Source organism: Microcystis sp. LE19-8.1F (assembly GCF_027531715.1).
Taxonomy (GTDB): Bacteria; Cyanobacteriota; Cyanobacteriia; order Cyanobacteriales; family Microcystaceae; genus Microcystis; species Microcystis wesenbergii_A.
Genome location: NZ_JAPZSO010000139.1, coordinates 23,788 through 42,684, shown reverse-complemented (window position 1 = coordinate 42,684; position 18,897 = coordinate 23,788). Strand labels below are relative to the sequence as shown.

The following is an 18,897-nucleotide window of genomic DNA, read 5'->3' as shown; positions in this document are numbered from 1 at the left end:
TACCATAAATGATCGAAAAATTAGCGATAACTAAAGATTTTTTGCAATCTGCCCGGGAGGATCGCTTACAATTAACAAAAGCTAAATCATTATAATTTAATCATCATGTCAGTTTTAATAGCGATCGGTGTACTTGCCCTATTAATTGTCGTTCACGAATTAGGTCATTTTGCCGCTGCTCGTTGGCAATCTATCCATGTTAATCGCTTTTCCATCGGTTTTGGTCCAGCTTTAGCTAAATATCAAGGTAAAGAAACAGAATACGCTCTCCGCGCCATTCCTTTAGGGGGTTACGTTGGTTTTCCCGATGACGATCCCGATAGTCAAATTCCCAATAACGATCCTGATTTATTACGCAATCGTCCTGTTTTCGATCGAGCTATCGTCATTAGTGCGGGAGTAATTGCTAATTTAATTTTTGCCTATTTTTTGCTTGTTACCCAAGTCGCTACCGTGGGTTTTCCCCAAATTAACTATCAAGAAGGGGTAATTATTCCAGAGGTTTTCACCTCGGAAAATTCCGTCGCTAAACAAGCGGGAATGCAAGCGGGGGATATTGTTCTCGCTATCAATGATCAGCCCCTTGGTGCTTCTCAAAATGCCGTTATTGACTTCCGTGACATTATTCAATCTTCCCCCGATCAACCCCTAAAATTAACCATCAAACGCCCCACAGAAACTCTCGATTTAATCGTTACTCCGGAATTGGGAAGTGATGGTCAGGGTAAAATTGGGGTGAGATTGGCTCCTAACGGTGAAGAAACTCGCCTGAAAGCCGATATTTTTGGTCAAGCTTTTAGCTTGGGTGCGGGTGAATTTCAACGATTAACCCTATTAACCGTGCAAGGTTTTGGGCAGTTAGTTAGTAACTTTAAAGACAGTGTTCAACAGGTAGCAGGACCGGTTAAAATTGTCGAATACGGAGCCGCAATCGCTCGTAATGATGCGGGTAATCTTTTTCAATTTGCCGCCCTAATTAGTATTAACTTAGCGGTGATTAATATTCTGCCTTTACCTGCTCTTGATGGTGGTCAGTTGGTATTTTTATTAATCGAGGCTTTGGTAGGTAAACCTCTCCCGACTAAACTGCAAGATAACATCATGCAAACAGGTCTAGTTTTACTCTTAGGATTAGGAGTTTTCTTAATCGTGCGCGACACGGCTAACCTAGCAGTTTTTCAGGATTTATTCCAGTGATGGACTCTCGAAAAAAAACTGAACCTCAACTGCGCGCCCTAGAAATTTTAAGCAACTTAAAGCGATTATATCCAGAGGCAACCTGTAGCTTAAATTATCAAACTCCCGTGCAGTTATTGGTGGCAGTGATTCTCTCGGCACAATGCACTGATGAGCGGGTAAATAAGGTAACTCCTGCTTTATTCGCTCGTTTTCCCGATGCTAAATCCTTAGCTTTTGCCGAGCGAGAGGAGTTAGAAACCCTGATTCGTTCCACGGGATTCTATCGCAATAAAGCCAAAAATATTCAGGGTGCTTGTCAAAAAATCCTCAAGGATTTTCAGGGGGAAGTACCCAAGACAATGGCGGAATTATTAACTTTACCCGGGGTAGCTAGAAAAACGGCTAATGTGGTACTCGCTCACGCTTACGCGATTATTGAGGGGGTGACAGTCGATACCCACGTTAAGCGCTTAAGTAATCGTTTGGGTTTAACTACTAATAACGATCCGGTGAAAATTGAACGGGATTTAATGGCTTTACTACCTCAACCGGATTGGGAAACTTTTTCTATTAGTATTATTTACCACGGCCGGGCGGTTTGTAAAGCAAGAAATCCCGCTTGTTTTTCCTGTCAATTAGCCCCTCTTTGTCCCGCAGCAAACAGTAAACAGTAAACTGAAAACTCACACCTGATAACTGGTAACTGAATCACTGATAACTGATAACTGATCTGGGGGGCTATAATGGGAAAAAATAACTCATCCATCAATCTTATGAGTCAAGGATCACGGCAAGAAATAAAAACCCAAGCAATAATCCTCGCTACCTTTGTGGCGATTTTTTGGCTATTAGAGATTTTAGATCAATTTGTTTTTCGGGGCAGTTTAGACATTTTCGGGATTATTCCCCATCAAGTCATCGGATTGCGGGGTATTCTTTTTGCACCTTTCCTACACGGTGACTTTCCCCATCTTATTGCTAATACGGTTCCTTTCCTGATTCTCGGTTGGTTGGTTATGTTACAGGAAACCAGTGACTTTTTTATTGTGACTGGGTTGACTATGCTGGTGGGGGGGTTAGGAGTCTGGTTATTTGCTGCTCCCGGATCCATCCATATCGGGGCAAGTATCTTGATTTTTGGCTATTTAGGTTTTTTATTACTGCGGGGCTATTTCCAAAGAAATATTCCTTCTATACTCTTGTCAATTCTAGTCTTTTTACTCTACGGTGGCACAATTTGGGGCGTTTTGCCTTCCCGTCCGGGGATTTCTTGGCAAGGACATTTATTTGGCTTTCTAGGCGGGGTTTTAGCCGCCAAATTAATCGCCACCGAAAAGAAACATTATCCCTAAATGGGGGAACCTTCTATCTCGCTACATACTTCGTAAAAATCGGTGACAGGCGGTTTCGCAAACAGAGGAGCCATGGATTTCAGCAATAATTCGTGGGCTTCGCTTTTATTTGCCTCCATATCATCGATTTTATCCCAGATGATCACGGCAATTCCTTCATCGGTTCCGGGTTTTTGCAACAGAAAAGCCCCTTGGAATCCCGTGGAATAGGTGGAAACGGCCTTTTCGTAGAGTTTTTGGGCCTCGGAAAAACACCCCGGTTTAAATTCACCAATAGCCACATAGGCATATTTATGTTTGAGAAAATCGAGAAATTCTGGCATGGCAATGAGGGGAAATGGAATAAATCTTTCTTTCTACTCTCATTAAAACTTAGATCGATCGCTCCCTCCGCCCCATCGACATATTTTTTTAACTAAGCTTCCCCAATTGTCTCTTTTTTTGTTAGCTTATATGTAGTCGTTATGAGTTTGTATAAGTTCTATGATCAAAATCGTTGGTATTAATGGCAGTTTACGCAGCGGATCTTATAGTGCGATGGCGTTAGAAGTTGCTATCAGTCGAGTAGGGGCGTTAGGAGTAGAAACGGAGATAATTGACCTGAGAAAACTCTCTTTACCCTTCTGTAACGGGGGAGATGACTATTCTGACTATCCCGATGTGGCCAAAATGCAGCAAACGGTTAAATCGGCAGCGGGATTAATTTTGGCGACACCAGAATATCATGGCAGCGTAAGTGGCGTGATGAAGAATGCCCTAGATTTAATGAGTTTTGAGGAGTTATCGGGAAAGGTTGCCGGGTTAATCAGTGTTTTAGGCGGCCAATCCAATAGTAACGCCCTAAATGATTTAAGAATCATTCTCCGTTGGGTTCATGCTTGGGTAATTCCCGAACAAATTAGCTTAGGACAAGCGTGGAAAGTCTTCAACGAAGAAGGAGAAATCCTTGACGAGAAGCTTTCCCAACGTTTTGACGCTTTTGCTGAAAGTTTAGTCGATAATACCCGTAAACTCAACGAGATCTAGTAATATCGATGGTGATTTTACCAGTGAAATGGGGTATTGGGGCGGCGGGTTTCGATAATTGTACTCTTACCTGTCGCACGCCCTCGAGTTGTAGGATATCCTCAGCGATAACCGTGGCCAATTTTTCCACTAGGGCAAATTTGCCGGTTTCAATCTGGTGTTTGACAATTTCGATCGCCTGTCGATAATCTAGGGTATCTTCAATCGCGTCACTTTTGCCAGCAATGCTGATATCAACTTCTAGGGATAAATCTACCTCAAACCATTGACCTAAAACCTGTTCTTCGGCCAGATATCCTGTGTAACCGTAGGCACGAATTCCTGTAACGTGAATAGTATCCATAGATAGTTAAATTTAAAAACTGGCAGCGTTGGTCACAAAGATGAAGTGTAACCTAATTTGGTATCGACGACCCACTCCCCAAAACGAAAACTTCCTACCCGACCATTAAGATAACTGCTAAGTAAGTGGTTCTAATTAAATAGAAGATATATCCCCCCTTAATCCCCCCTTGATAAGGGGGGTGTCTGATAATTTTTAACACCTACCTACTTATAAGTTATAGTTTATACGGCTCTGACCTGTTCGGCGTAATCTTTAGGACGTAGTTGACGGAAACCTTGAAAAGCCAATTGTCTCAAGTTTAGAGGTAAATAGGAAAGCAGTAAACCCAGTCTAGCCCTTGGGGATTTTCCTGACAATTTCGAAGCCTTTTCTATTAAAACTCGCCCAGCTTCGGTTTCCCCATTTTCAATTAATCTTATTCCCAAAGATTCCTGTAAAAAAGCCACCTTTTTCACTCTTTCTTCTTCTAATTCTACATCATTAAAGTGATAACCTTCTGTATAAAACAATTTTGCTTGCAAAAAGTGAACCGCTTGTTTTAAGCTAGTTTGACCCCTATGCAAACGATATTCCATTAATAATTCTGGCAGAAAATAAGCTTGTTTTCCCGCTAAAGCTAAACGCACTAATAAATCAAAATCTTCACAAGCATCCACTTGAGAGCGCATATAATCCACATCGGCTAAAGATTGATAACGAAAAAGAGTCGAACCAACCTGTAAACTTTGATAGGAAAAAGTTTGTCTTTCTAAATCGGGAATAATGCCCTGTTTTAATCTGTCTTTGCCCCATTTCGCTGAATTTTCTTGGGTTGCCGATGCCACTTTTTGTCCAAATTTATCAATAATCCAGTGATCGGTACAGACAAAATCAACGTTTTTTTCTTGATCTAAAATAGTAACAGTTTTCGCTAAAAATTCAGGAGTTAGTCCATCATCATCATCGAATTTAATAAAATACTCTCCCTGAGCAGCCGCAAAACCCGATCGCATATTTGAACTTCTACCGATATTTTGGGGATGACGCAGATAAATTATTCTCGAATCCTGAAATGTCGCCACCACTTCTGGGGTATGATCAGAAGAACCATCATCACAGACAATTAACTCAAAATCTTTATAAGTCTGCCGCAACACACTATTAATCGAATAGCTGAGATAATCGGCGCGGTTATAGGTGGGAATACAAACAGTTACTTTCGGCATAATATTTCAGTAATCAGTAATCAGTAATCAGTAATCAGTTATCAGTTATCAGTTATCAGTTATCAGTTATCAGTTATCAGTGGAGAGTTATCAGTTATCAGTGGAGAGTGTTATAGCAGTTAGCTTCATGGTGAGATAGGAAGTTTTCCTTTTGGGGAGTCTGTCGTCAATACCAAATTAGGTTATACTTCATCTTTACGAGAAACTCTATAAGTAAAAAGCAATCTCGGAGTCTCGGAGTCTCGGAGTCTCGGAGTCTCCTCAAGTATTTTTACATTTTTCCAAAGGAATGCTAAGTTTTAGGGTATTAAATGAGTAACCTTGATAGCCATGGCTCCTAAGATAGCAGGTATTATCTGTACCCACAACCGCGATCACTACCTAGAAGGAGCGATCGATAGTCTTTTGGGGCAAACTTGCCCAGATTGCGAGATTTTAGTGGTTGATAACGCATCCACCGATAAAACCCGTCAAGTGGTCGAGTCTCGTCTGGGAGATGGGCGGCTAAAATACGTTTACGAACCTATTTTAGGGCTATCTACCGCCAGAAATCGCGGGGCGAAGGAAACCAGAACACCGATTTTAGCTTATTTGGATGACGATGCGATTGCAAGTCCTCAATGGTTGCAAATTCTGTTAAATGCCTACGAAAATAATGAAAAACTGGCAGTAGCAGGAGGAAAAGTCACCTTAATTTGGCCGCAAGGCTACAGTCAACCCAATTGGTTATCCGATGAGTTAGCAGGGAGTTTAGGGGCTTTCGATTTGGGCGACAATGTGGTATATATCAGCCAAGCGAATTTAACTCCGCGAGGGGTTAATTACTCAATCCGGCGGGATTTCTGGGAGAATATTGGCGGTTTTGACACTAATTTGGGAAGAATTGGCAAAAAACTTCTCTCTAACGAGGAATTATACACTACGGAACTGGCACTCGCCCAGGGATGGCAAGTAGGCTATTTTCCCGCAGCACTGGTGGAACACAATGTTGCCCCGGAAAGAATCAATCGTCAATGGTTTATGCGTCGTAGTTGGTGGCAAGGCATCAGCGAACACTACCGGGAAGAAGTGGCAGGAAAGACGGGATTGGCTCAATTTGGGCGAGGAGGTGAGCGTTTGGTGAGAGGATTGGTTAAATCTGTCAAATTTACCAATGATCCTGCTAAAAGCTTTGATAATCTTCTCTATGCCTATGGACAAATCGGTTATTTAAGCGAAGCCGCCAAGGCGATGTTAACCCCTCAAAAGTAAATTATTGTAAATAAATGGGTAAAAAAGCGTTAATTTGTGGTATATCGGGGCAGGATGGAGCCTACCTAGCCGAATTACTGTTAAAAGCAGGCTATACAGTTTGTGGCACCTCCCGGGATGCCCAAATGTCCTCTTTTAGCAACCTGAAACGTTTGGGAATCAAGGAACAGGTAAAACTAGAATCAATGGCACTAAATGACTTTCGCAGTGTCCTACAGGTGTTAATTAAAATTCAGCCGGATGAGGTCTATAATTTGGCTGGACAAAGTTCTGTGGGTTTATCCTTCGAGCAGCCAGTGGAAACCTTAGAAAGTATTGCCACGGGAACCTTAAATCTCTTAGAAGCAATTCGATTTACCGGAGCAAAAATTAAATTATATAATGCCGGATCGAGTGAATGTTTCGGGGATATCGGCGATAATTCTGCCGATGAGAATACCCCTTTTCGTCCTCGCAGTCCCTACGCTGTTGCCAAATCGGCGGCTTTTTGGGAAGTAGCTAATTATCGAGAAGCCTACGGAATTTTTGCCTGTTCAGGCATACTTTTTAATCATGAGTCTCCCCTCCGTCCCGAGCGCTTTGTTACCCAAAAAATTATCGCTGCCGTGGCTAGAATTGTTCAGGGAAGTCCTGAAACTTTGCACTTAGGAAATATGGATATTCAAAGGGATTGGGGTTGGGCGCCGGAGTACGTTGAAGCGATGTATTTAATGCTGCAACAGGAGCAACCCGATGATTACGTCATTGCCACGGGAGAAAGTTCAAAACTGGAGGATTTTGTCGCCACAGCTTTTGCGACTGTTGGTTTAAATTGGCCAGATCATGTAATTTCTGATCGAAGTTTATTAAGACCAACAGATTTAGCTATTAGTCGCGGCAATCCCCGCAAAGCTAAGGAAAAATTAGGTTGGCAAGCACGATACAAAATGACTGATATTGTGCGTATGATGGTAGAAAATCGTTTAGAGAAATAGCTATGAATATCTTAATGATTAGTTCTACTTTTCCCTATCCCCCAACCAGAGGGGGAACTCAAGTTAGAACCTTCAATCTTTTAAAACACCTAAGTAAGAATCATGAAATCACGATCATGACTCGACCAAATTCGGATGTTAGTAGGACTGATATTGAAGCTTTGGAAAGATTTGTTAAGGAGGTAAAGGTATTTCCCTATTCCAATTCTACCCACCCTAGTATTTTAGGCAAAATAAATCGTTTTTATGATTTTATAATGCAAGGTACTCCTCCCAACGTTCGACAAGTATATAGTGCTGATATTCAATTTTGGCTTGATCGTGCCATTGATAGTCAAAAATTTGATGTTATTACTTGTGAGCATAGCGTCAATGAGATCTTTGTCCGCCCCCATTGGCAAAAAAAGCTTAAAACTGTAGTAAATATACATAGTTTAGCCTATAGAACCTGCAAAAATCAATTAGAAATAGGAGTCAGCCCTAATCCTATTCGAGATACATTGTATCTGCCACTTCTCGAACGTTATGAACGGAGATTTTGTCAGAAATTCAACGCTATAGTTGTCACCACTTCCGAAGACAAGCAACAGATGGAAGAGTTAAACATTAATCGCCCTGTTATTGTAATTCCCAACGGCGTTGACTTGGAAATGTTCCCCTATCGACAAAGGGATCCCAGTGGTTATCAAATCATTATGACGGGAGGCCTAGATTACAGTTCTAATATAGACGCAGTACGCTTTTTTAGCTTAGAAGTTTTCCCTATTTTACAACAAAAATATCCTGAGGTTACTCTGATACTCGTTGGCTCCAATCCTGCTCCATCGGTGATAGAATTGACAAAAAATTCTCAAATCACTGTCACGGGTCGAGTTCCATCTATGGCCGAGTATCTTCATCATGCTACTATTTGTGTTGTGGCAATGCGTTCGGGTTTTGGGATTAAAAATAAAACCCTAGAATCTATGGCTGCGGGGGTGCCGGTGGTGGCCAGCGATCGAGGTTTAGAAGGGTTAACAGTGGAGGGAAATAATGTTCCTTTAGCAGCCTTAAGGGCTAATAGTATTGAGGAATATTGTACGGCGGTTAGTAGTCTTTTTGAATCGGCAGAGTTGCGAGAAAAATTATCTAGAAATGCTCGCAAGTTAATCGAAGATAATTATACTTGGCCGCAAGTAGCTGCTAGGTATGAACAAGTTTTGACTGCTGATATTTATTAGAAAATTTCTCTGGCTTTTTGTCAATTAATATGCTATCAAATCAAATACCGGTGAAAATATCTGTTGTTGTGCCTCTGTATAACGAGGAAGAAAATATCGCTGCTCTCTTTAGGCGACTTTTAGCAGTTTTAGAGGCACTAAATACCAGTTATGAGATCGTTTGCGTCAATGATGGTAGTCGTGACAATACTCTCAAAAATCTCCTGGAATATCATCAACTTTACCCACAAATTAAAGTGGTTAATTTATCGCGTAATTTTGGCAAAGATATTGCCATGTCAGCAGGAATTGATTACAGTCAAGGAATGGCAGTTATTCCTATTGATGCTGATTTACAAGATCCGCCCGAATTAATTGCCGAAATGATCGAAAAATGGCAGCAGGGTTATGATGTGGTTTATGCGTCCCGTCGGGTTAGAATTGGCGAAAGTTGGTTTAAACGTTTAACCGCTGGGGGGTTCTATCAAGTCATTAATAAATTAAGTCGGGTTCCTATTCCCCCTAATACGGGAGATTTTCGTTTAATTGATCGCCGAGTGGTAGAATCAATTAAAAAGATGCCCGAACGTCAAAGATTTATGAAAGGAATATTTGCTTGGGTGGGATATAAACAGACATCAATTTTATTCGATCGAGAACCCCGGTATCAAGGACAAACTAAATGGAATTACTGGAAATTATGGAATTTTGCCATCGATGGTATTACCTCTTTTAGTTTTTTACCCCTGAAAGTCTGGACTTATGTAGGATTTATCATTGCACTTGTTAGTCTTGTTTATGCTAGTTTTTTAATTCTCAGGACTATTATTTTAGGAATCGATGTACCCGGATACGCTTCTCTGATGGTTGCTATCTTATTTTTAGGAGGAATTCAATTACTGACTCTTGGGATTATTGGCGAATATATTGGCAGGGTTTACGAAGAAGTAAAGGGCCGGCCACTTTATCTGGTTCGAGATTGTTATGGTTTTGAAAATAGGGAACAAGTTACTGATAAAATAACTCAAAATTAAGATACTGACAAGAGGAGAATTAAATCTATGAATACCGAAGTTTTTCAGCAATTTTTTGCCTATTGTGTCGGTAGTTGGCAAACGGAAAGAACCTATCATTATCTAGCTGCTCAAGAAGTGGAACGTTCCCGTACTGAATTCCTCATTCAACCCCTGACTAGGGAGATCAAACAGAAAGTTCTGACAGATAATAACTATGCTGATATTGCGGATTTAGAAAGTATCCCCGGGTTTAATTTAGGTTTCTATACCATCTCGGAAAAAGGGGAAGAAGTGCGACAGAATCTTAATCTTTTATTTGTGGTTAAAGCAGAAAATAACGGTTATTTAGAAGGGGATTATCTTCGTGATCGCGCCTACGAAGAAGCAAGACCAATTATCTCCGCTTTTCGCTTTGATTCCACCACCAGAGAGTTATTAATGACCACCAATTACACTCGCAGTGTTTCCGTGGATTCAATTACTTTAATCAATCCAGACCTGCGAATTCGCAAAATTATTAACTATCAACGTCCCCAGCAGGGGGAACCCTTAGAAAAAGTTCTCTTGGTGGGTTTTGGGGTTGAGTGTAAAGTCAGTTAAAAAAAAATATTTCTTCTCCCCCCTTGATTCTCCAGTCAAGGGGAGATTTTATCATGGAGAAACGATATGATTAAGGAGCAAAAATAATGCTCAAAATCGGTCAACTTTCCCTAGAAAGTGGTGTTTCAATTAAAACAATCCGTTATTATGAGGAATTAGGACTAATTCAGTCCCCTGAGAGGACAGAGGGACAATTTCGCCTATTTACTCCCGATACTGTCCATCGCTTGCTATTTGTCAAGAGATTGCAATCTTTGGGTTTAAGTCTGCAAGAGATCCGCGAATGTTTAGTAATTCATGACCATGGTGAGTTACCCTGTGGAGATATTCAGGAAAAATTAATTAAACATATTGCTGAGATCGATCGACAAGTGGAACAATTGCTTTTATTGCGTCAACAATTAACCGAAACCCTGCAAGGATGGACGGATACACCTGTAAAAGACGATCAATTTATTTGCCCTAATCTCAAGGTTTAACTATCATGAAAAAGTTAATTTTATTGGCAACTTTAGCAATGATTTCTACTCCTGTCATTGCTCAACATCTACATCCTCAGTCACCTCAAACTCAGACTTTACAAGCAATTCCTGACAATATACCAGCTTGGATGTATAACAAGCAACGTAATCATATTTATCCCCAAAGAGGGGTTTATAACAATGCAATTTATAATGTCAGAGATTTAGCTTTAGACTTGAATGCGATCGCTGTTGGTCATGCCTTTGCCTACGAAGATATCGTAACGGGAAAAGCGAAAGATTTAGAAACTAAGACATACCAAAAAATTAATTGGGTTTTAAAAAATCCGCCTAAATTTATGCCCGACGAGGGGAATATTTCTCCAACTTTTGGCAGAAAATACGGTGTTTTAGAACAGGTTTTCGAGTGGGCGCATATTTTCCATGCTCAAACCGTTGATGTTTTAGCCAGCAGCAAATTAACCAACGAGGAAAAAGAAGCAGAAATTGAAAAATTATATCAATTTTACTTGACAAAAGTTCCCTATGCGATTACGGGATTACCGATGAATATGGGTTATCTGGATTCCCAGCCCTATTCTAAAGCTTTTCGGCAGAAATATCCGAAAGTAAATGGCTTATTTTGGGGCTACCATTGGCTACAAGGAACCATGTATGACTTGCTTTATGAGAAAACTTTAGAGGAACAAAAACAGGCTTATAAACAGGTGGGTAAACAATACCATACTAAGGAATTATATCGCACTGATCGAGCTTTTATGCCGATGTTTGCCGGACTTAGTCCCAAGTTTGCCCGACGTTTTCCCGAAATATCTAACACCTTTGATAACCTGCATATGTTGCACGATATGGTTAATGATATTCTGGCATCAGATTGGCTAACTCCCCAACAAAAAGACGAACAAATTACCCGCGCTATTTGGTTAGTAATGGCTGCTAATCATCGGGAAATGGAAGCAGGAAAAAATTATGGTGGTCAAGGACTACATGATCATCGTTTTCAGTCAGGAATTCCGGGGATGGGATTAATGCCAGCAGATATTTCTCATGAGGGTCATAATCACGAAAATCCTGATAATTCTGAGAAAAAACCAGATAATTCTCAGGGACATGAGGAAGAAGATCACCAACACCATAACCACGAAAATCACTCCCCAGAAACCCCTGCTAATACGGAGAAAAAACCTGACCACAGCAATGATCAAGAGGAACTGAAAAAATGAGAAGATTTTTATTAATTGCTGTGGGTTTAGTTGCCAGTTTTACTAATCCAGTTTTTGCCAACGATCATAACAATCTTGATTCTGGTCGTCCCCTTTCTTTTGATGATGCTGAAAGTCTCGGTTTTGGAGAACAATCGATAGAATTTGGAGGAAGTCTAGTTTTTCCTGAAAACAGTAATCTCGGTGGTGAATTTGATATTGAATACCTCAACGGTATTATTCGCAATGGTCATATTCTTATCGGCATCGATCCGCAAGTGGGAGGACGAGTTAATAGTGATGATACAAGTTTTGATGTGGGAAATTTATCTGTAGGTTTTTTCTATAATTTCAATCGTGAATACGATAATGTTCCCGCTTTTGCTATTCGTACCGATTTAGGATTACCGACGGGAAATAATGCCGGGGGATTAGATTTTCGTCTGCGGGGAATTGCCAGTAAAACTGTTGGTCAATTCGATCGCTTGCATCTTAATCTCGATTTAAACATAAAAACTGACCCCGATAACGGCGATCGATCTTTTTTACCCGCTGCAATTCTCGGTTATTCGCGACCGATTGGTTATCCAAAACGTTTTGATCGCAGTTTTTTGGCAGAATTGGGCGTAATTACCAGCGATAATAGTAATGGTGGGGCGTTGATTCGCACTGGAATGGGAATTCGTCAGCAAATTAATCGTCAAGGTGTGATCGATTTCGGTATTGAGGGAGATATTTCTACTAATAGCAATGATCAAAGTCAATTAAAGTTAAAAATCGGTTATTCTTTCGGATTTTAGCGTAGCATACTAAAGATTAATCTTCAGGTCATAGGATGCCATGATGATAATAGTATGGAAAAATACACTTTTTTCTCTGGCAAAAATGGCTCAAAGTCTTATCTAGAGAAACTTCCGGGATTATGTCCCTCAAGTGTTACCGTGCAAGGCTTTCAAAGGTTTTGTCTATAAAAAAGATAATGTGTTATAACATTTGTATAATTCCCAAAAATAAAGAGAGGAAATAAGTTATGACAACTTTAACACTCCGAAAAATCGGTAATTCTATAGGGGTGATCTTACCGAAAGAGGTTTTATCCAGGCTGAATGTAGAAGAAGGGGATTGTATTTATATAACTGAATCGGCAAACGGGTACAGCATTTCGAGCTTCGATCCCGATTTTGAGGAAACTATGAAAGCTTTTGAAGATACTTACGCTCAATACCGTAACGCATTCAAGGAACTTGCCAAATAATGATTGAGGAACCGAAAGGGTTATCAAGCAAGGCAATCCGATCAATTCAGGACATTTTAATCGCTCGAACTGGGGGGATTGCCGGGATTTTAAACCCTACCTTACTGGAATCGACCATCGATAAACCAAAATTCTTTTTCCAGTACGAACCCGAATCATCGATTTTTAAATTAGCGGCAGCTTACGGTTATGGTTTTCTCAAGAATCATTGCTTCTGCGACGGGAATAAACGTATGGATCTAGCTGCCGTTTCTACTTTTTTGCGAAAGAATGACTATCTTTTAACCGCCAGTGAGGTAGAAGCGGCAAGCTTTTTTCTTGATCTCGCTGGTGCTATTGAAACCTATGAAGATGGTTTCGAGAGATTGACCGATTGGATCGAAAAACACGCAATTAAGCTAGAGAGAGAGGATTAACCTCAGTCTATTTTTCCTCCTTGATCTTGTGATGACCGTCAATTCTAGCTGTAATAATATGTAATGTTGTAATTAAGTTTATATCTTTTCAAGAAATTAAGATCAATGTCGAGTGTATTAGCACGGCGTAATGCACTTATTTAGGGTTAGAGGTAAGATTAAATTTGTCGATAAATTACCTAAGTTTAGATCTTAATTTTCTCTCGAAAACCTGAGTTAACCAAATCTCGTAAAATGAGGCGCGCTGTCCCTGGTTCTCCATTTAAAAAGAGAATCAGTGCTTCATCTAGCAAAGCTTTGGCGAATTCGGGGTCTTTTTGAACTCGTTCGTTGATTGTCTCTTGATAGTCTCTCGTTAGTGCCATAATCTCTTAAAGTTTTATCGTGGTGGGTTAGGGACAAGATTAAATTTGTCGATATATCACCTAAGTTATTCTTGCCTAACTCACTCTGCTAAACCGAATCCGATCCTTTAACAAATACAAAGAGACGATACCCCTTCAAAACCAGTTGATAGGATTATGGTAGTGACCGAAATCAATTTTTAAGAATCTAGAATGGGCTTTATTGTCTATTCTCATCCAAATAACGGCTAAATAGCCTGTTATATGCACTTTTTCTCGGTATTATCATGGCCTATCCTCTCTACGTCGCTTTTATTTGGCATCAACACCAACCCCTCTACAAATCCTCTCAAACTAGCAGTGACGCTTCGGGACAATATCGCTTACCCTGGGTGCGACTGCATGGGGTGAAAGATTATCTCGATTTAATCCTGATTCTAGAACGTTTTCCCAAATTACACCAAACCGTCAACCTTGTCCCCTCTTTAATCCTGCAATTAGAGGATTACGTCAACGGACTAGCTATAGACCCCTATCTTGCCCTCACCGTCACCCCGGAAGCGCAGTTAACCCCAGCACAAAAACACTTTATCCTCGAACACTTTTTCGATGCTAACCATCGTACCCTGATCGATCCGCACCCCCGTTACGCCCAATTATACGCACAGCGTCAAGAAAACGGTCATAGTTGGTGTATTAGCCATTGGAATCTGCAAGATTATAGCGATCTCTTGGCTTGGCATAACCTCGCTTGGATCGATCCTATCTTTCACAGTGACCCGGAAATCGCAGCCTGGTTAGAACAGGGAAAAAATTTCAATTTAAGCGATCGCCAGCGAATTATCTCCAAACAGCGTCAAATTCTGCGTCGTATCTTGCCACAACACCGGTTAATGCAGGAAACCGGACAACTAGAAATCATTACCAGTCCCTACACCCATCCGATTTTACCCCTGCTGGCCAACTCGGAAGCCGGCCGGGTAGCAGTGCCGAATATGACCCTTCCTCGGCAATATTTCCGCTATCCTGAAGATATTTCGCGCCATCTCCAGAAAGCTTGGCAAATCTATATCGATCGCTTTGATAAACATCCTCGAGGACTTTGGCCCTCGGAACAATCCGTTAGTCCCGCAATTCTCCCCGCTGTCGCTAAACAGGGTTTTCAGTGGTTATGTTCCGATGAGGGGGTGTTAGGTTGGTCTCTGGGACATTACTTTCATCGCGACGAAAAGGGCAATATTAGCGAACCAGAATTGCTTTATCGTCCCTACCTTCTGGAAACTAGCAACGGCAATTTATCGATGGTTTTCCGCGATCATCGTCTCTCGGATCTGATCGGATTTAGCTATAGTGGCATGAAAGCGCAAGAGGCCGCTACAGACTTAGTTAAACACCTAGAAGCGATCGCCGAACAACTGAAAACCAACGCAGAAACCACGACCCTAGAAAAACCCTGGTTAGTTACCATTGCGCTAGATGGCGAAAACTGTTGGGAAAACTATCATCAAGACGGTTTACCCTTCCTAGAGAACCTTTATCAACTTTTAAGCGACCACCAAGCGATCGAATTAGTCACCGTCTCCGAATATCTCGATCGCTTTCCGGCTAATGCAAAAATACCCAGCAATCAACTTCATAGCGGCTCTTGGATCGATGCCAATTTTACCACTTGGATCGGCGATCCCGCTAAAAATAAAGCTTGGGAATATCTAATTTTAGCCCGTCAAACCCTCGCTAATCACCCGGAAGCGACGGAAGATAATAACCCCGACGCGTGGGAAGCATTGTATGCAGCGGAAGGTTCCGATTGGTTTTGGTGGTTTGGTTATGGCCATTCTTCTAATCATGACGCAATTTTTGATCAACTTTTCCGCGAACACCTGATCACTCTTTATCAAGCTTTAAATGAGCCAATTCCCTCCTATTTGCTCGAACCGGTGGAAGAACACGGGGATAAACAAAGTAATCGTCCGATGGCTTTCATTCACCCCATTATCGACGGTTTTGGTGACGAACAGGATTGGGATAAAGCTGGACGGATCGAAATTGGCGGCGCCAGTGGTACAATGCACCGGACTTCCTTAGTACAAAGGCTCTTTTTCGGTTGGGATCACCTCAATTTTTATCTGCGTTTCGATTGGAAACCGGGGGCAAACTTAGGAGAAGAAATTCCCGCAGAAGTACATTTATATTGGTATTATGACGAAGTCCATCGTCTGCAAAGTCCAATTCCCCTAGCAGATATTCCCCCTCGATCGCCCCTCGATTACGGTTATCATCATCATCTAGGAGTTAATTTAATCACGGAATTTACTTGGTTAGAAGTCGCTCAAGAATATTTTACTTGGCAACGAGTTCCTAGTAATGCCAAAGCTTCTTTTAATCAATGTTTGGAAATTGCTGTCCCCTGGGAAGGATTACACATTGAACCCGATGATCGTCTCCATTTAATCGCAGTTTTAGCTAATCAAGGTCAATACTATGATTTCCTCCCCGTTGAAGAATTAATCTTCCTGCAAAGACCTTAAATCAGTAATCAGTAATCAGTAATCAGTTTTTTAGTTATCAGCTATCAGCTAGAATCAGTTATTAGTAAGTGATCAGTAATAGTAGAAAGATAAGTAGTCATGCAAAATAAATTTCCTAGTGAAGACAGGCAAGAGGCAATAGGCAATAGGCAAAAGCTTTATCGAAATGTGTAATTAATTTTGCTTAGGTACTTATGTTTTAGCTTTAACTAATCAGATAGATTTAGTTTTTGCTCCCTAAAAAAAACTGCTCTGGTATTCTAGAGAGCGGAATTCTGGAGACGGAGAGAAGAAAATAGAGAATAATTGCTTTCTGTCAATTTTTCCATTAATGCCCAATTTGCTCAAGAAGCGCAGGAGAAATTAAACGCTATTCTTGGGGAAATTGATGCGGATCACTGGCAAATTCACCACATCTGGGCAGCGGGAAATTAGCTATATAGTCCCATGATCTAGCTTTTTCAGGGCGCTGAGAGCATGGAGACGGACAATCGCCTCCCCATCGGCTGCTAAAGTCAGCAAAATACTTTTATTGTCCCGATCTAATTCTCCTAAAGCGATCGCTAGAGACTGTTTAACTCCCGTATCACCGAGGATCGCAGGACGGGAGTGATAAAAATTACCGAGAATTTCCCCTGCTTGTCGGCGTAATTTCTGGGAGGTTTGCCGGCCGAGAATAGCGATAATTTCCCGACAAATCAAGACATTTTCGCTATATAAAGCCTTTTCTAAGTAATTTAAAGCTTCCTCATCCTCGATCCAGCCCAATGCTCGCACTACAGTTAATTTTAAACTATCGGGAGTTAAGGAAGATTGCAGCAGTGGATTTAAAGCTTTGGCTGAGGTTGCTGTGCCGATACGACCGAGAGCGATCGCCGTTTCTTGACAGATATCGAGGTGGATATCGAATAACAGCGGTTGCAGATACTTAACTAAATCTGCTTGGGGATAATTTGGCCCCAGGTAACTACTAGCTTTAATTGCTTCCCGTCGCACCTCGATGGCCGGATCCTTTAACCCATCGAGGATAATCGCAGTAATCTGGGGATGGTGAAAACTGCTTAAAGCTTCCATCGCCATGGCTCGAATGGCGCTAGATTGATCCTTAACTACGGTTAAAAGCGGTTCGACAATTTCCGGCCGGCGAATTTGTGATAAAGCTTGTACGGCTAAAAAACGGGTGTTCGAGTCGGACAGTAATTGTCCTAAACTAGAGATCGCAGAACTGCCGATATTGGCTAAAGCGGCCGCAGCCATTTGGCTGAGTGTTTCCTCCTCCGATCTTTGCAATAATTGACTGAGAGCGAGAATACAGGCTCGATCGTCAAATTGACTGAGAATTCTCACCAGAAACCAGCGCATTTCCCCATCTTGTTCCTCGGATTCTAACAGGGCAATTAAAGGAGCGATCGCCGATTGGCCGATTTGGGGAAATAGTTTCGCTATCTCCCATCGCTGTTGAAAATCGCATTTTTGTAAAGCTTCTAGGGCTAAATCGAGGATTTCATCGTTAATAATCGGTTCAATCGCATCTTTTTGGTTTAAAAGTCGCTGTATGCTGGCGTTTACTGTCTCCCAGTCCTTTTTATTCAACGCTATCTGAGCTTTTTCTAGCAGAGCTTGCATCGTCAGAAATGGCCTCGATTTTCGTGCTACCTATCCCAAGAATGTCAGACTTTCTCGCTTTTGTCTTCTCTCATAATGCAAGAAACCGATAATAAATCTCTAAATTGTGCATCAGACATCAGTAGAGGGCGCATCAGCGATCGCACAGTAGGGACGACTATAACAAAGGGGTATTTCCAGGTCGTGTTGTTCCAAAAATTCCCGATTACTTAAAATCTTAGCGGTTTCTCCCTCTCCCACCACCTGACCACGACTTAACACCACCGTGCGATCGCATAGTTCTAAAGCCAGATCGAGATCATGGGTGGCGATCACTTGAGTTTGGGGTAGAGTGGCCAACAGTTGTATTAATTGCCGACGGGATCGGGGATCCAGTTGGGCGCTAGGTTCATCAAAAACTAAGACCTGGGGCAACATGGCTAAAACCCCCGCAATCGCCACGCGTTTTTTTTCACCCCCCGATAGATTCTGACTGTTTCTCTTACCGTAATGCTGGGAATCCAATCCCACCGCGTGTAAAGCATGATGACAGCGATGGTTTAAATCCTCTCCGCGAATGCCCTGATTCATCGGTCCAAAAGTCACATCTTCCCAGACAGTGGGCATAAATAGCTGATCGTCGGGGTTTTGGAAGACTAAACCGACAAAATTGCGGATATTTTCTAAATTCTCCGGTTTAACTTGGTAGGGACCGACGGTGATTTTACCCGTTTGCGGCGGGAGAATACCGTTAAAATGCAATAATAAGGTGGATTTTCCCGATCCATTGGCCCCGACTAAAGCCACCTTTTCCGTAGCTTCAATGGCTAAATTAATACCCTTTAACGCTTCTGTACCGTCAGGATAGGTATAAACTAGGTTTTCAATAAAAATCGGGTTGTGGTGCATGAAAAACG

At 41.5% G+C, this 18,897-nt stretch carries 22 protein-coding genes; 16 read left to right on the top strand and 6 right to left on the bottom strand.

The genetic code is table 11. From position 1 onward, the window contains the following. Nucleotides 1-105: 105 nt before the first annotated feature. From rseP to O9334_RS13775, 3 genes are all read left to right on the top strand, one after another. Nucleotides 106-1,197: an RIP metalloprotease RseP gene (gene rseP / locus O9334_RS13785; RefSeq protein WP_288000573.1), complete on the top strand. Its 1,092-nt coding sequence runs from the start codon at nucleotides 106-108 to the stop codon at nucleotides 1,195-1,197. Continuing rightward, complete coding sequence (gene nth / locus O9334_RS13780; protein WP_288000571.1) at nucleotides 1,197-1,853, top strand: endonuclease III; 657 nt, start codon at nucleotides 1,197-1,199, stop codon at nucleotides 1,851-1,853. Before rseP ends, nth begins: the two co-directional genes overlap by 1 nt. 69 nt (nucleotides 1,854-1,922) lie before the next feature. Next, nucleotides 1,923-2,531: a rhomboid family intramembrane serine protease gene (locus O9334_RS13775; RefSeq protein ID WP_002759790.1), complete on the top strand. Its 609-nt coding sequence runs from the start codon at nucleotides 1,923-1,925 to the stop codon at nucleotides 2,529-2,531. Here O9334_RS13775 and O9334_RS13770 read toward each other — a convergent pair. Continuing rightward, nucleotides 2,528-2,854: an antibiotic biosynthesis monooxygenase family protein gene (locus O9334_RS13770; RefSeq protein ID WP_002759792.1), complete on the bottom strand. Its 327-nt coding sequence runs from the start codon at nucleotides 2,852-2,854 to the stop codon at nucleotides 2,528-2,530. The genes O9334_RS13775 and O9334_RS13770 overlap by 4 nt on opposite strands. Before the next feature lie 160 nt (nucleotides 2,855-3,014). On the opposite strand from O9334_RS13770, the gene O9334_RS13765 reads away from it, so the two are divergent. Further along, complete coding sequence (locus tag O9334_RS13765) at nucleotides 3,015-3,557, top strand: NADPH-dependent FMN reductase (RefSeq protein WP_288000568.1); 543 nt, start codon at nucleotides 3,015-3,017, stop codon at nucleotides 3,555-3,557. Here O9334_RS13765 and folB read toward each other — a convergent pair. Both folB and O9334_RS13755 read right to left on the bottom strand, forming a co-directional pair. Next, nucleotides 3,544-3,900, bottom strand: a complete 357-nt coding sequence (gene folB, locus O9334_RS13760) for a dihydroneopterin aldolase (protein ID WP_045360240.1) — start codon at nucleotides 3,898-3,900, stop codon at nucleotides 3,544-3,546. The genes O9334_RS13765 and folB overlap by 14 nt on opposite strands. A gap of 224 nt (nucleotides 3,901-4,124) precedes the next feature. Then, entirely contained in the window at nucleotides 4,125-5,108 is a 984-nt protein-coding gene (locus O9334_RS13755) for a glycosyltransferase family 2 protein (protein WP_288000566.1), read from the bottom strand. A 330-nt stretch (nucleotides 5,109-5,438) separates the two neighbouring features. Between O9334_RS13755 and O9334_RS13750 the strand changes: the two genes are divergently transcribed. From O9334_RS13750 to O9334_RS13705, 10 genes are all read left to right on the top strand, one after another. Continuing rightward, nucleotides 5,439-6,359, top strand: coding sequence for a glycosyltransferase family 2 protein (locus O9334_RS13750; protein WP_288000565.1), 921 nt, complete (start codon nucleotides 5,439-5,441; stop codon nucleotides 6,357-6,359). A 14-nt stretch (nucleotides 6,360-6,373) separates the two neighbouring features. Then, complete coding sequence (locus O9334_RS13745) at nucleotides 6,374-7,333, top strand: GDP-mannose 4,6-dehydratase (RefSeq protein ID WP_045360246.1); 960 nt, start codon at nucleotides 6,374-6,376, stop codon at nucleotides 7,331-7,333. Between the two features lie 2 nt (nucleotides 7,334-7,335). Then, nucleotides 7,336-8,553 (top strand): glycosyltransferase family 4 protein, encoded by a 1,218-nt coding sequence (locus O9334_RS13740; protein WP_288000563.1) that lies wholly within the window; start codon nucleotides 7,336-7,338, stop codon nucleotides 8,551-8,553. A gap of 29 nt (nucleotides 8,554-8,582) precedes the next feature. After that, a complete protein-coding gene (locus tag O9334_RS13735; protein ID WP_288000562.1) occupies nucleotides 8,583-9,566 on the top strand; it encodes a glycosyltransferase family 2 protein in 984 nt (327 codons plus the stop codon). A gap of 27 nt (nucleotides 9,567-9,593) precedes the next feature. Beyond that, nucleotides 9,594-10,148, top strand: coding sequence for a phycobiliprotein lyase (locus tag O9334_RS13730; protein ID WP_045360249.1), 555 nt, complete (start codon nucleotides 9,594-9,596; stop codon nucleotides 10,146-10,148). Between the two features lie 86 nt (nucleotides 10,149-10,234). Then, the gene (locus tag O9334_RS13725) at nucleotides 10,235-10,627 is read left to right on the top strand and encodes a heavy metal-responsive transcriptional regulator (RefSeq protein ID WP_045360250.1); all 393 of its coding nucleotides are present in this window, start codon (nucleotides 10,235-10,237) and stop codon (nucleotides 10,625-10,627) included. Between the two features lie 5 nt (nucleotides 10,628-10,632). Then, the gene (locus O9334_RS13720; protein ID WP_045360251.1) at nucleotides 10,633-11,853 is read left to right on the top strand and encodes a hypothetical protein; all 1,221 of its coding nucleotides are present in this window, start codon (nucleotides 10,633-10,635) and stop codon (nucleotides 11,851-11,853) included. Then, complete coding sequence (locus O9334_RS13715) at nucleotides 11,850-12,632, top strand: hypothetical protein (RefSeq protein ID WP_045360252.1); 783 nt, start codon at nucleotides 11,850-11,852, stop codon at nucleotides 12,630-12,632. Before O9334_RS13720 ends, O9334_RS13715 begins: the two co-directional genes overlap by 4 nt. A gap of 230 nt (nucleotides 12,633-12,862) precedes the next feature. Further along, complete coding sequence (locus tag O9334_RS13710) at nucleotides 12,863-13,087, top strand: AbrB/MazE/SpoVT family DNA-binding domain-containing protein (protein ID WP_045360254.1); 225 nt, start codon at nucleotides 12,863-12,865, stop codon at nucleotides 13,085-13,087. Beyond that, nucleotides 13,087-13,503, top strand: a complete 417-nt coding sequence (locus O9334_RS13705; protein ID WP_190357611.1) for a type II toxin-antitoxin system death-on-curing family toxin — start codon at nucleotides 13,087-13,089, stop codon at nucleotides 13,501-13,503. The genes O9334_RS13710 and O9334_RS13705 overlap by 1 nt, the downstream gene beginning before the upstream one ends. A gap of 185 nt (nucleotides 13,504-13,688) precedes the next feature. Here the strand turns inward: O9334_RS13705 and O9334_RS13700 are convergent, their stop codons facing one another. Next, entirely contained in the window at nucleotides 13,689-13,868 is a 180-nt protein-coding gene (locus tag O9334_RS13700; protein WP_045360426.1) for a hypothetical protein, read from the bottom strand. 266 nt (nucleotides 13,869-14,134) lie between these two features. On the opposite strand from O9334_RS13700, the gene O9334_RS13695 reads away from it, so the two are divergent. Further along, complete coding sequence (locus O9334_RS13695) at nucleotides 14,135-16,375, top strand: glycoside hydrolase (protein ID WP_288000559.1); 2,241 nt, start codon at nucleotides 14,135-14,137, stop codon at nucleotides 16,373-16,375. 306 nt (nucleotides 16,376-16,681) lie between these two features. Then, a complete protein-coding gene (locus tag O9334_RS13690) occupies nucleotides 16,682-16,810 on the top strand; it encodes a hypothetical protein (RefSeq protein ID WP_288000557.1) in 129 nt (42 codons plus the stop codon). Here the strand turns inward: O9334_RS13690 and O9334_RS13685 are convergent, their stop codons facing one another. Further along, complete coding sequence (locus O9334_RS13685) at nucleotides 16,811-18,001, bottom strand: HEAT repeat domain-containing protein (protein ID WP_288000555.1); 1,191 nt, start codon at nucleotides 17,999-18,001, stop codon at nucleotides 16,811-16,813. It abuts the gene before it with no gap. 111 nt (nucleotides 18,002-18,112) lie between these two features. Further along, on the bottom strand, nucleotides 18,113-18,889 hold the full coding sequence (locus tag O9334_RS13680) for an energy-coupling factor ABC transporter ATP-binding protein (protein WP_045360262.1): 777 nt from the start codon (nucleotides 18,887-18,889) through the stop codon (nucleotides 18,113-18,115). Nucleotides 18,890-18,897 lie beyond the last annotated feature (8 nt).

What these genes read in the sequence shown, in the direction of transcription:
- rseP (WP_288000573.1), top strand. Translation starts at nt 106, where the DNA reads ATGTCAGTTTTAATAGCGATCGGTGTACTTGCCCTATTAATTGTCGTT.
- nth (WP_288000571.1), top strand. Translation starts at nt 1,197, where the DNA reads ATGGACTCTCGAAAAAAAACTGAACCTCAACTGCGCGCCCTAGAAATT.
- O9334_RS13775 (WP_002759790.1), top strand. Translation starts at nt 1,923, where the DNA reads ATGGGAAAAAATAACTCATCCATCAATCTTATGAGTCAAGGATCACGG.
- O9334_RS13770 (WP_002759792.1), bottom strand. Translation starts at nt 2,854, where the DNA reads ATGCCAGAATTTCTCGATTTTCTCAAACATAAATATGCCTATGTGGCT.
- O9334_RS13765 (WP_288000568.1), top strand. Translation starts at nt 3,015, where the DNA reads ATGATCAAAATCGTTGGTATTAATGGCAGTTTACGCAGCGGATCTTAT.
- folB (WP_045360240.1), bottom strand. Translation starts at nt 3,900, where the DNA reads ATGGATACTATTCACGTTACAGGAATTCGTGCCTACGGTTACACAGGA.
- O9334_RS13755 (WP_288000566.1), bottom strand. Translation starts at nt 5,108, where the DNA reads ATGCCGAAAGTAACTGTTTGTATTCCCACCTATAACCGCGCCGATTAT.
- O9334_RS13750 (WP_288000565.1), top strand. Translation starts at nt 5,439, where the DNA reads ATGGCTCCTAAGATAGCAGGTATTATCTGTACCCACAACCGCGATCAC.
- O9334_RS13745 (WP_045360246.1), top strand. Translation starts at nt 6,374, where the DNA reads ATGGGTAAAAAAGCGTTAATTTGTGGTATATCGGGGCAGGATGGAGCC.
- O9334_RS13740 (WP_288000563.1), top strand. Translation starts at nt 7,336, where the DNA reads ATGAATATCTTAATGATTAGTTCTACTTTTCCCTATCCCCCAACCAGA.
- O9334_RS13735 (WP_288000562.1), top strand. Translation starts at nt 8,583, where the DNA reads ATGCTATCAAATCAAATACCGGTGAAAATATCTGTTGTTGTGCCTCTG.
- O9334_RS13730 (WP_045360249.1), top strand. Translation starts at nt 9,594, where the DNA reads ATGAATACCGAAGTTTTTCAGCAATTTTTTGCCTATTGTGTCGGTAGT.
- O9334_RS13725 (WP_045360250.1), top strand. Translation starts at nt 10,235, where the DNA reads ATGCTCAAAATCGGTCAACTTTCCCTAGAAAGTGGTGTTTCAATTAAA.
- O9334_RS13720 (WP_045360251.1), top strand. Translation starts at nt 10,633, where the DNA reads ATGAAAAAGTTAATTTTATTGGCAACTTTAGCAATGATTTCTACTCCT.
- O9334_RS13715 (WP_045360252.1), top strand. Translation starts at nt 11,850, where the DNA reads ATGAGAAGATTTTTATTAATTGCTGTGGGTTTAGTTGCCAGTTTTACT.
- O9334_RS13710 (WP_045360254.1), top strand. Translation starts at nt 12,863, where the DNA reads ATGACAACTTTAACACTCCGAAAAATCGGTAATTCTATAGGGGTGATC.
- O9334_RS13705 (WP_190357611.1), top strand. Translation starts at nt 13,087, where the DNA reads ATGATTGAGGAACCGAAAGGGTTATCAAGCAAGGCAATCCGATCAATT.
- O9334_RS13700 (WP_045360426.1), bottom strand. Translation starts at nt 13,868, where the DNA reads ATGGCACTAACGAGAGACTATCAAGAGACAATCAACGAACGAGTTCAA.
- O9334_RS13695 (WP_288000559.1), top strand. Translation starts at nt 14,135, where the DNA reads ATGGCCTATCCTCTCTACGTCGCTTTTATTTGGCATCAACACCAACCC.
- O9334_RS13685 (WP_288000555.1), bottom strand. Translation starts at nt 18,001, where the DNA reads ATGCAAGCTCTGCTAGAAAAAGCTCAGATAGCGTTGAATAAAAAGGAC.
- O9334_RS13680 (WP_045360262.1), bottom strand. Translation starts at nt 18,889, where the DNA reads ATGCACCACAACCCGATTTTTATTGAAAACCTAGTTTATACCTATCCT.